Source organism: Rhizobacter sp. P3_C12 (genome assembly GCF_056402735.1).
The window spans coordinates 1-9,153 of record NZ_JBFUGW010000251.1 but is presented as its reverse complement, the minus strand read 5'-3'; the positions used below and the strand labels follow the sequence as shown (position 1 = coordinate 9,153).

The window sequence follows — 9,153 nt, the reverse complement described above, 5'->3', positions numbered from 1 at the left end:
ACGCTGAACCTCGCGACGCCGCTCGCGCTGCGCGGCGCGCCGGTGCAGCTCGCCATCAGCAAGGGCCTGCTGTCGGTGGTCGACGTCGACGAGGGCGACCTGTTCAGGCAGGGTGGCGCGGCCACCAGCTTCAGCAAGACGATCGACGCCGAGCAGGGCAAGGTGCAGGCCGGCGCGATCCGCAACCAGGCCACCGGCGCGAACGGCCAGGGCAGCCTGCTGAGTGTGCGGCTGAAGGCCACCGCCGCCGGCACCGCGGAGCTGACGACGCTCGGCGTGCAGCTGCTCGGCCTCGACGGCCCGGCACAGCCGATCGGCCTGCCGCCGCCGCTGAAGGTGATCGTCAAATGAGCCTCTTGCCCGTCCTGCCGCGGCGGATCCGCGCCGCCGGCTACACGCTGATCGAGCTGGTCGTCGTGCTGGCGGTGCTCGGCGTGCTGGCCGTCGCGGTCTTCCCGCTGGCCGAGGTCACGCTGCAGCGCGAACGCGAGCGCGAGCTGAAGCAGGCGCTGTGGCAGATCCGCGAGGCGATCGATGCCTACAAGCGCGCCAACGACAAGGGCCAGCTGTCGCAGCCGGCCGGCGCCACCGGCTACCCGCCGAGCCTGCAGGCGCTGGTCAGCGGCGACACCGGCCTGCCGGGTGCGCAGCGCATGGTCTTCCTGCGCCGCATCCCGCGCGACCCGTTCGCCAGCGCCGAGCTGCCGGCCGAGCAGACCTGGGGCCTGCGCAGCTACCTGTCGACGGCCGAGCAGCCGCAGGCCGGCGCCGATGTCTACGACGTGTTCTCCCGCTCGACGCGCAGCGGGCTGAACGGCGTGCCGCTGAGGGACTGGTGATGCAGGTCATGCGCAAGGCACGCGGCTTCACGCTGATCGAGCTGATGGTGGTGATGGCGGCCATCGGCCTGCTGCTGGCCATCACGGTGCCGCGCTATGCCGAGCATGTCGACCGTGCGCGCGAAGTGGTGCTGCGCCAGAACCTCGCGGCGGTGCGCGATGCGATCGACAAGTTCTACGCCGACCGCGGCCGCTACCCGGCGGCGCTGCAAGAGCTGGTGCAGGCGCGCTACCTGCGGCAGCTGCCGGTCGATCCGGTGACGGACCGCATCGACACCTGGGTGCTCGTGAACTCCGACAGCGGCGCCGCCGCGGGGGTGTCGGACGTGCACAGCGGTGCGCCGGGGCAGGCGCGCGACGGGAGCCCCTATGCGAGCTGGTAGGCCACCATCGCGCGGATTCACCTACGTGATCGTGCTGCTGCTGGTCGCGCTGCTCTCGCTCGGCCTGTCGATCGCCGGGCCGCGCTGGGCCGATGCGGCGCAGCGCGAGCGCGAGGACGAACTGGTGCGCATCGGCACGCTGTACGCGCAGGCCATCACCCGCTACCGCGAGGCCTCGCCGGGCTCGCTGAAGCAGTACCCGGCCTCGCTCGACAACCTGCTGCTGGACAACCGCTTCGTCGGCACGCGCCGCCACCTGCGCCGGCTCTACACCGACCCGCTGGTGCCGGGCCGCCCGCTCGGCGTCGTGCGCGGCGCCGACGGCAGCGTGCGCGGCGTGTTCAGCACCAGCGAGGCGCAGCCGCTGCGGCGCACCCCGCTGCAGATCGACGGCCTGGCCGACATGCCGCCCGCCGCGCAGTACAACCAATGGGTCTTCATGGCCAAACCGATCGCATCGACATCATGATCAACGCTTCCCGCCGTGGCTTCACGCTGCTCGAACTCCTCGTCGTGATCCTGATCATCGGCCTGCTGACCGGCATCGTCGGCCCGCGCTTCCTCGGGCAGATCGGCCGCTCGGAGGTCACGGCCGCGAAGGCTCAGCTCGATGCCTTCGACAAGGCGCTGCAGGCCTACCGCATCGACACCGGCCGCTTCCCGACCACCGCGCAGGGCCTGCAGGCGCTGCTGGTCGCGCCCGCCGACGAGCCGCGCTGGCGCGGCCCCTACCTGCGCGGTGCGCTGCCGCAGGATCCGTGGGGCAGTGCCTACCAGTACCGCGCGCCCGGCCTGCAAGGCCAGGAGTTCGAGTTGCTGAGCCTGGGCAAGGACCGCGCGCCCGGCGGCACCGACGACGACGCCGACCTGACGCGCTGAACCGCGAGCACCGCCATGCAGTTCAAGGTCCGCTACTACGACCCCGGCCAGGCCGCCGTGCTGGAGCGGCTGGCGCAGGCCGAGTCGCTGCAGGCGGTGCAGGCGCAGCTGGCGGGTGAAGGCCTGGTGTTCGTCGGCGCCGAGGCACAGCCGGGCGGGCCGGCGCGCACGCCGCTGCTCGGCGGCGGCGCGGGGGCATTCAACGTGGCGTGGTGGTGCCGCGAGCTGCGCACGCTGCTGCAGGCCGGCATGACGGTGGTCGAGGCGCTCGAGACGCTGCAGGCGCAATCGTCGCAGGGCGCGCGCGGCGACATCCAGGCCGAGCTGCTGCGCGCGCTGCGCGAGGGGCGGCCGCTGTCGAAGGCGATGCACGAGTCGCAGGCCTTCCCGCCGGTGCTGGTGGCGAGCGTGAAGGCCAGCGAGCGCACCAGCACGCTGGGCAGCGCACTGGCCGATTTCCTGGCGCACGACGAGATGATGGGCGCCCTGCGCAAGCAGGTGGTCAGCGCGGCGATCTACCCCGCTGTGGTCGTGACGCTCGGGCTGCTGATCACGCTGTTCCTGCTGCTGTACGTGATCCCGCGCTTCTCGGGCATGTACGTGGATTTCCACGGCAACCTGAGCCTGCCGACGCAGGTGCTGCTGGGTTTCAGCAAGGCCGTCTCGCAGCACACCGCCCAGGTGGCCGCGGGCCTGGCGGCGCTGGTGGTGGGCGGCGTGTGGTGGATCCGCTCGGGCGGCGCGATGCGCTTCGCGGTGGCGGTGGGCTCGCGCATCGGGCCGCTGCAGCGCCAGTGGGACCACTTCCGCTTGGCCAAGCTGTACCAGTCGCTCGCGCTGATGTTCCGCGGCGGCTACACGCTGGACGAGGCGATGGCGCTGTGCGAGACGCTGGGGCTCGGTGCGCGCATGAGCGAGGCGGTGGCGCGTGCGCGCGTCGACCTGGCGCGCGGCAAGCGCGTGTCGGCGACGCTGTCGCAGGCCGGGCTGACCGACACCGTGGCCGAGCGGCTGCTGGCGGTGGGCGAGCGCACCGGCAGCTTCGACGTGGTGCTGCAGACCATCTCGCAGCGCCATGCCGCGGCCTTCACCACCTTCGTCGAGCGGGCCACGCGGCTGGTGGAACCGGTGCTGCTGCTGCTGGTGGCGCTGCTGGTCGGCGGCATCGTCGTGATGATGTACATGCCGATCTTCGACATTGCCAATGGAGTGCGTTGATGGAGTGCGCTGAACGATGAGCAACCCGGGTATCGCCTCCCTGGCCCTCCCCGCCCTGATCGCCGACGCGCGGCGCCAGCACCGCGCCGGCGCCGGCACGGTGCTGGACGTGCTGCAGCGCAGCGCACCGCCGGAGCTCGCGCGCCGCTTGCGCGAGGAGGCCGGCGTCGCGGTGCTGGCGTCGGCTGGCGACGCGGCGCCCGACTGGTCGGCGTGGACGCGCGRGCAGGCGGTGCTGGCGCGCTGCGTGGTCGTCGCGGTGACCGTCGACGGGGCCCGGCAGCGCTGGCTCGCGATGGAAGACCCGTGGGACGACGCGAAGCTGCGCCGCATCAGCGGGCGCGTCGGCGAATCGCTGCAGCCGGCGGCGGCGAGCACGCAGGCGATGCGCGCGTGGCTGGGCGAGGCCGATGGGGCGGCGGTGCGCGAAGAGGCCGCGAAGCCCACGGCCGTGGCCGACGGGCCGATCGTCGGCTTCGTCGACAGCGCGATCCGCGCCGGCTTCCAGGCCGGTGCGAGCGACATCCACTTCGAATGCGACCGCGGCGGCGTGACGGTGAAGCACCGGCTCGACGGCGTGATGGCGCGCTTTGCGCGGCTCGACGGCGCGACGCAGGCCGAGGAGGTGATCTCGCGCATCAAGGTGCTGGCGCAGCTCGACATCACCGAGCGGCGGCTGCCGCAGGACGGGCGCTTCCGCATCGACATCCAGGGCGGGCGCATCGACCTGCGCGTGTCGATCATGCCGAGCGTGTTCGGCGAGGACGCGGTGCTGCGGCTGCTCGACAAGGCCCAGCTGCGCGAGAGCGATGCCACGGTGTCGCTCGACCTGCTGGGCTTCGACGCGACCGGCGCGGGCCTGATCCGCGAGCTGTCGATGGCGCCGAGCGGGATGATGCTGGTGACCGGGCCCACGGGCAGCGGCAAGACGACGACGGTGTATGCGGCGCTGTCCGAGATCAACACGGGGCTGGAGAAGATCATCACGATCGAGGACCCGGTGGAGTACGAGCTGGCGGGCGTGCTGCAGATCCCCGTCAACGAGCGCAAGGGGCTGACCTTCGCGAAGGGGCTGCGCTCGATCCTGCGGCACGACCCGGACCGCATCCTGGTCGGCGAGATCCGCGATGCCGAGACGGCCGAGATCGCGGTGCAATCGGCGCTGACCGGCCACGCGGTGTTCACGACGGTGCATGCGAACAGCCTGACCGACATCATCGGGCGCTTCCGGCATTTCGGGCTCGACATGTTCGGCTTCATGTCGTCGCTGAACGGGGTGGTGGTGCAGCGGCTGATGCGGCGGCTGTGCGCCGATTGCGCCGGCGAGCGCGATGCCACTGCGCGCGAGGCGCAGTGGCTGGGCGTGGTCGCGGAGCAGGGTGTGCGCGTGCCGCTGGCGGTGGGCTGCCCGCTGTGCCATGGCTCGGGCTACAAGGGGCGCTTCGTGATCTCGGAGGTGCATGTGATCGACGATGCGTTCCGCGACCACGTGACCGAGGGCTCGCCGCTGTCGGTGCTGAAGGGGCATGCGTATGCGGGCGGCACGCTGACGCTGGACCAGCAGTCGGTGCGGCGGGTGCTGCAGCGCCAGACCACGATCGAGGAGGTGCGGCGTGTCGTCGGTGCGATCTGAGGGGGCGCAGGCCTGGCTGGGCTTGCGGGGTGTGGCGTGGCGCTTTGGGGTGCAGCCGTGGAAGTGGCAAGCAGCCGACGGGCTGGAAGCCGGCGTGACGGCGGTTGCGGTGGCGCTGAAGGCCGATGCCGCGGTGCGCCGGCCGCAGCTCACGCTGTGGCTGGCCGGCAGCGTGGCGCGGCCGTTCATCGTGCAACCGGTGCCGGGACTGYGCAGCTGGACCGAGGCGCGCCGGCTGGCCGAGGCGCTGGCGCCCGATGAGACAGGGCTGACCGGGCCGTGCGAGGTGTGGCTGGATGCGGCGCCGCCTGGGCATGCGGTGCTGGGTGTTGCGATCGAGAGCGCGACGCGCGAGACCATCGGGCGCGTGCTGGCGGCGCATGGCGTGCGTGCTGTTGCGATGCGTCCATGGTGGACGGTGGCGTTGACGCGGGCGCTGGACGTGCAGCCGGCGCTGTCGCGCATCGTCGTCGCGGAGCCGGAGAGCCTGGTGGTGCTGGCGGGCCGCGACGGGGTGTTCAGTGCGGTGGCCACCTGTGCACCGTTGCCGTCGCCGGAGCATGCGGCGGCGTGGCTGCAGCGCTCGGTGCTGAGCCTCGGGATCGCCGACGGCGAGGGCGTGCGGGTGGCGCTGTCGGCGGGCGCGGGATTGGACGATGCCGTGATGGAGGCGTGGGCATGAGGCGCATCGAGGCCGACTTCATCCGCCACCGGCCGCCGGGGCGGGCATGGTGGGGCGCGACGGTGCTGTTGCTTGTGGCCGCGGTGGCGTTGGCGGCATGGGGCTGGACGGTGCGTGAGGACGCGGCCGGCGTGCGTGCGCAGATGCTGGATTGGAATGCGCGCATCGACGCGCTCGCGCACCAGGCTTCGCGGCGCGCCGAGCTGCCGAACGAGCCGCCGCCGGCCTATGCCGCCGACGCGCACTCGGCGTTGAAGCTGCAACGCGTGCCGGTCGACGCCGCGCTGGCCTCGCTCGAATCCGTGGGCACGGTGGGCGTGCTGCCGGTGTCGGTGGACATCAGCGCGGCCGACGCGACCGTGCGCGTGCAGGTCGAGTTCTCAAGCTACGAGGCGCTGCTGAAGTACCTGGAGGATCTCAATGCCGGGGAACCGAACGAGCGGTGGATCCTGGCGACGGCGCAAGGGACGGCACAGGGTGCCAGCGGGCGGCCGACAGCGTTGATCGTCTCGCGGTGGCGTGGGAGGGAATGACATGGGATCTCGCGATGACAGCTCAGCAAGTTCCTGAGCCTCATTCTTCGGCACCAGCCAGACACCATCGGCCTGACGCTGGATGCGCAGGGCTGGGCCGTCATCGATGAGCTGATTGCCAAGAGTGATGCCGCGGGAACGCGGCTCACACGGGACGAACTGCTGCAGCCGCAGTCGCGACAGCAGGTGCACCTGTCGGCCGATGAAGCAACGGCGCACTTGGTGGGGCAGCGTCATGGCAAGCCTGTCGAGCTGACGGTTGACGCGCTTCGCATGCACGCTGCCGGGTTCAAGTTCAATCGGGCGGACAACGGCGTCTGGCTCACGGATCAGGTGCCTCGGGAATTTCTGGTAGCCCGCTAAACAAAGTCGAAATGCTCCTCCATGACGGCAATCGCCTCGTCAACGTCTGCGCCGAGGAAACCGAGCACTTCCAGGAACCATGACAGCTGGTCGTCCTGGCCCGACACATTTTCTTTGCTCGGGTAAAGAAGGCACACGGCAAGACGAGCAACAACTGCCTCACCGCTCTCGAAATTCCGCAGTCCTCTTTCGTCCACGGCTTTCCACCAATGAGCAAGAGCGACACGCCTGTCATCCTCAGAGAGTTCCCCGGCGAGAAGCCCTTTGACGGTCGACAGAGGGTCATGGGCGGAAGAGCCGAATGAAATGCCGAGTCGCCCAACGACTCTCATCATGTAGAGCAGAAGCGACCGCAAGGATGCATCTGCGCTCTTCGGCCAGGCTATCGAGCCAATCGACTTGTTCAATGCATTGCTCCGAGCAAGTCCCTCAAATCTGTTCCCAGACACTTCTTCCTTCAAAGAACAACTCGAAGCCTCCACGGGCCGGCCAGAACGAGACCGTCTTTCTGCCAGTCGCATCGGCAGAGTGCTTCATCTCGATGGGATGCTGATTGCCAAACAGCCGAACCTGTACCGCCTTGCCAGGAGGCAACCGAAACTCGGTGCCCTCCGGCTCCAGATACAAGAGCAACTCGTCTGGGCTGTCATTCAGCAGATCAAACACGCAGGCCACTGTCAATTCCCATCTGGCACTAGACGCACACCATCGCGGCTCACATAGCAGTCGATGAATCCGGCGATTTCGCCCGGTGCGTAGATCGTGAGAAATGAATCATTCGGGGCGACGGTGAAGGACGTATTGTTCGTCACGTCGTCAAAGACGGCATGGATTTCAATGCTCTGGCCAGGCAGAACGATGAAGTATTCAGAGAGCGGCTCCAACAGTACTTTGACGGACGCAGAACTCTCATTCTGAAACGGCAATTTCGCAGTCATAGCAGGCACGGCAACTCCTATTTCCAAAGCTTGAGGATATCTTCCATGTACGCAGCACGCTGAGGTGCAACGGCTCCACCTCGACCCGCAGACACAGATTCTCTGTAAAGGTTTCGTGTGGCCTCGACCTCTGCTCTCGTCACACTCGCCTGGATTCGCTCAATAGTTGAAGCATCCAAAGCCTCTCTGGCGGCCTTCACTCCAGCTTCACCGTTCCCCCACCCGTAAATTTTCTTCAACTCAGGTGCCGTGCGTGCTGCAAACACTTCTTCTTTCGCGATTTCTCTCGCCCCTTTTGCAAGCGACAGAGCGACATCTGTGGCGACCTCTGCAACTTTAGGCGCAACCTTTTCAGCAACCGTCCCGGTAATTCTCGCCGCCGCTACTTCTTGACCGACAGGTAGAACCGCGACCACTGACGTGGTCCAATTCTGATGGACACCTCGATGGGAGATTTTCCCGCAGAGGACGAGAAGAGCATGACCGAGAAGAAGAGAGCCCGCCGGGCATTTGATGCGGCGTTCAAGCTGCAAGTGGTTCGCATGGTGCGAGACCAGGGATTGAGCGTCGGGCAGGTGTGCCGCGACATGAACTTGACGGACAGTGGCGTGCGCCGCTGGCTCGAGCAGTTCGACGAGGAAGCGGCGGGCCGCCCCGGCGCGGGCAAGCCGCTGACGGCGGAGCAGCAACGCATTCGCCAGCTCGAAGCCGAGAACCGGCAACTGAAGTCGGACAACGACCTGCTAAAAAAAGTGTCGGCCTTCTTTGCCCGGGAACTGAAGTGATTCACACGCTGATCACACAGTGGGCGGGGAAGGCCTCGATCAAACAGTTGTGCCGAGTGCTGGACGTCAGCCGCTCGGGATACTACGCCAAGCGCCAGCGCGAACCGCGCACGTGTGCCCAGGCTGCGCATGCCAAGGCCGTGTTCGAGGCCAGCGGGCGCAGCTACGGCAGCCGGCGCGTGAGCGCGGCATTGCGGGCGCTGGGCGTGAACGTGGGACGCCACAGAGCCAGAACGTTGATGCGCAGCCATGCGTTGCAGCCGCGTTGGCGGCGCAAGTTCGTTTACACCACCGACAGCCGTCACAGCTTGCCAGTGGCGGCCAACGTGCTGGATCGGCAGTTCCGTCCCGTGGCGCCGAACCGGGCCTGGGTCTCGGACATCACCTACATCCGCACGCGCAGCGGCTGGCTGTATCTCGCCGCCGTGCTGGATCTGTACTCGCGCCGAGTCGTTGGCTGGGCCATGGCGCCGAGCATGCCGGCACAGCTGGTGTGCCAGGCGCTGAACATGGCGATCGTCAGCCGTCGGCCCGCCCCGGGCTTGATCGTTCATTCCGATCGCGGCAGCCAGTACGCCAGCAGCGAGCATGCCACCTTGATCGCGAGCAACGACCTGGTTGCCAGCATGAGCCGCAAGGGCAACTGCTGGGACAACGCCGTGATGGAACGCTTCTTCCTGAACCTGAAGATGGAACGCGTCTGGCAGCGCGACTACGCCAATCACGCCGAAGCGATGATCGATGTCGCCGACTACATCGCCTGCTTCTACAACCCCGTCAGGCTCCATTCCACACTCGGCTATCGCTCGCCCGTCGAGCATGAGCGTCACGCCGAACACACTCACTGAGATTCAACCCAAACCAACTCATTGGCGTGTCCGAAAAGACTTGACCACGACA

15 protein-coding genes and 1 pseudogene are annotated in these 9,153 nt (G+C 68.1%); 12 read left to right on the top strand and 4 right to left on the bottom strand.

Annotation, left to right across the window (positions count from 1 at the left end):
• The 11 genes and pseudogenes from AC1DXV_RS27120 to AC1DXV_RS27070 all read left to right on the top strand — a co-directional run.
• The coding region (locus AC1DXV_RS27120; RefSeq protein WP_477936480.1) for a cohesin domain-containing protein at nt 1-351 on the top strand (351 nt) is incomplete at its 5' end.
• Nucleotides 348-839, top strand: coding sequence for a prepilin-type N-terminal cleavage/methylation domain-containing protein (locus AC1DXV_RS27115; protein ID WP_477871363.1), 492 nt, complete (start codon nt 348-350; stop codon nt 837-839). The genes AC1DXV_RS27120 and AC1DXV_RS27115, both read left to right, overlap by 4 nt.
• A complete protein-coding gene (locus tag AC1DXV_RS27110) occupies nt 839-1,222 on the top strand; it encodes a type II secretion system protein (RefSeq protein ID WP_477871365.1) in 384 nt (127 codons plus the stop codon). Before AC1DXV_RS27115 ends, AC1DXV_RS27110 begins: the two co-directional genes overlap by 1 nt.
• Nucleotides 1,209-1,691, top strand: a complete 483-nt coding sequence (locus tag AC1DXV_RS27105; protein WP_477936478.1) for a type II secretion system protein — start codon at nt 1,209-1,211, stop codon at nt 1,689-1,691. The genes AC1DXV_RS27110 and AC1DXV_RS27105 overlap by 14 nt, the downstream gene beginning before the upstream one ends.
• Nucleotides 1,688-2,101 carry a type II secretion system major pseudopilin GspG gene (gene gspG, locus AC1DXV_RS27100; protein WP_477871369.1) on the top strand — a complete coding sequence of 138 codons (414 nt, stop codon included), beginning with the start codon at nt 1,688-1,690 and terminating at the stop codon, nt 2,099-2,101. The genes AC1DXV_RS27105 and gspG overlap by 4 nt, the downstream gene beginning before the upstream one ends.
• Nucleotides 2,102-2,116: 15 nt before the next feature.
• Entirely contained in the window at nt 2,117-3,319 is a 1,203-nt protein-coding gene (locus AC1DXV_RS27095; RefSeq protein WP_477871371.1) for a type II secretion system F family protein, read from the top strand.
• Between the two features lie 16 nt (nt 3,320-3,335).
• Entirely contained in the window at nt 3,336-4,952 is a 1,617-nt protein-coding gene (locus tag AC1DXV_RS27090) for a GspE/PulE family protein (RefSeq protein WP_477936476.1), read from the top strand.
• Complete coding sequence (locus AC1DXV_RS27085) at nt 4,933-5,634, top strand: hypothetical protein (protein WP_477936474.1); 702 nt, start codon at nt 4,933-4,935, stop codon at nt 5,632-5,634. The genes AC1DXV_RS27090 and AC1DXV_RS27085 overlap by 20 nt, the downstream gene beginning before the upstream one ends.
• Entirely contained in the window at nt 5,631-6,167 is a 537-nt protein-coding gene (locus AC1DXV_RS27080) for a hypothetical protein (RefSeq protein ID WP_477869925.1), read from the top strand. The genes AC1DXV_RS27085 and AC1DXV_RS27080 overlap by 4 nt, the downstream gene beginning before the upstream one ends.
• Nucleotides 6,168-6,197: 30 nt before the next feature.
• Nucleotides 6,198-6,317 (top strand): annotated as a pseudogene (locus AC1DXV_RS27075) (RNA 2'-phosphotransferase); the annotation flags it as partial.
• A gap of 9 nt (nt 6,318-6,326) precedes the next feature.
• Nucleotides 6,327-6,530 (top strand): RNA 2'-phosphotransferase, encoded by a 204-nt coding sequence (locus AC1DXV_RS27070; protein ID WP_477869933.1) that lies wholly within the window; start codon nt 6,327-6,329, stop codon nt 6,528-6,530.
• Here the strand turns inward: AC1DXV_RS27070 and AC1DXV_RS27065 are convergent.
• Genes AC1DXV_RS27065 through AC1DXV_RS27050 form a run of 4 tightly spaced genes read right to left on the bottom strand, consistent with a single transcriptional unit; the run spans nt 6,527 to nt 7,884 of the window.
• Complete coding sequence (locus AC1DXV_RS27065) at nt 6,527-6,937, bottom strand: hypothetical protein (RefSeq protein WP_477869923.1); 411 nt, start codon at nt 6,935-6,937, stop codon at nt 6,527-6,529. The genes AC1DXV_RS27070 and AC1DXV_RS27065 overlap by 4 nt on opposite strands.
• Before the next feature lie 22 nt (nt 6,938-6,959).
• Nucleotides 6,960-7,196 carry a hypothetical protein gene (locus AC1DXV_RS27060; protein WP_477869921.1) on the bottom strand — a complete coding sequence of 79 codons (237 nt, stop codon included), beginning with the start codon at nt 7,194-7,196 and terminating at the stop codon, nt 6,960-6,962.
• Nucleotides 7,197-7,207: 11 nt separating this feature from the next.
• Complete coding sequence (locus AC1DXV_RS27055; protein WP_477869919.1) at nt 7,208-7,477, bottom strand: hypothetical protein; 270 nt, start codon at nt 7,475-7,477, stop codon at nt 7,208-7,210.
• An 8-nt stretch (nt 7,478-7,485) separates the two neighbouring features.
• Nucleotides 7,486-7,884: a hypothetical protein gene (locus tag AC1DXV_RS27050; protein WP_477869917.1), complete on the bottom strand. Its 399-nt coding sequence runs from the start codon at nt 7,882-7,884 to the stop codon at nt 7,486-7,488.
• A gap of 63 nt (nt 7,885-7,947) precedes the next feature.
• Here AC1DXV_RS27050 and AC1DXV_RS27045 point away from each other — a divergent pair.
• A protein-coding gene (locus tag AC1DXV_RS27045) for an IS3 family transposase (RefSeq protein ID WP_477873538.1) occupies nt 7,948-9,101 on the top strand; the annotation gives its coding sequence in 2 pieces (ribosomal slippage) (nt 7,948-8,212 and nt 8,212-9,101; 1,155 coding nt in all).
• Nucleotides 9,102-9,153 lie beyond the last annotated feature (52 nt).

Bases quoted from the DNA above. Each gene is read 5' to 3' on its own strand.
- AC1DXV_RS27115 (WP_477871363.1), top strand. From the start codon at position 348: ATGAGCCTCTTGCCCGTCCTGCCGCGGCGGATCCGCGCCGCCGGCTAC.
- AC1DXV_RS27110 (WP_477871365.1), top strand. From the start codon at position 839: ATGCAGGTCATGCGCAAGGCACGCGGCTTCACGCTGATCGAGCTGATG.
- AC1DXV_RS27105 (WP_477936478.1), top strand. From the start codon at position 1,209: ATGCGAGCTGGTAGGCCACCATCGCGCGGATTCACCTACGTGATCGTG.
- gspG (WP_477871369.1), top strand. From the start codon at position 1,688: ATGATCAACGCTTCCCGCCGTGGCTTCACGCTGCTCGAACTCCTCGTC.
- AC1DXV_RS27095 (WP_477871371.1), top strand. From the start codon at position 2,117: ATGCAGTTCAAGGTCCGCTACTACGACCCCGGCCAGGCCGCCGTGCTG.
- AC1DXV_RS27080 (WP_477869925.1), top strand. From the start codon at position 5,631: ATGAGGCGCATCGAGGCCGACTTCATCCGCCACCGGCCGCCGGGGCGG.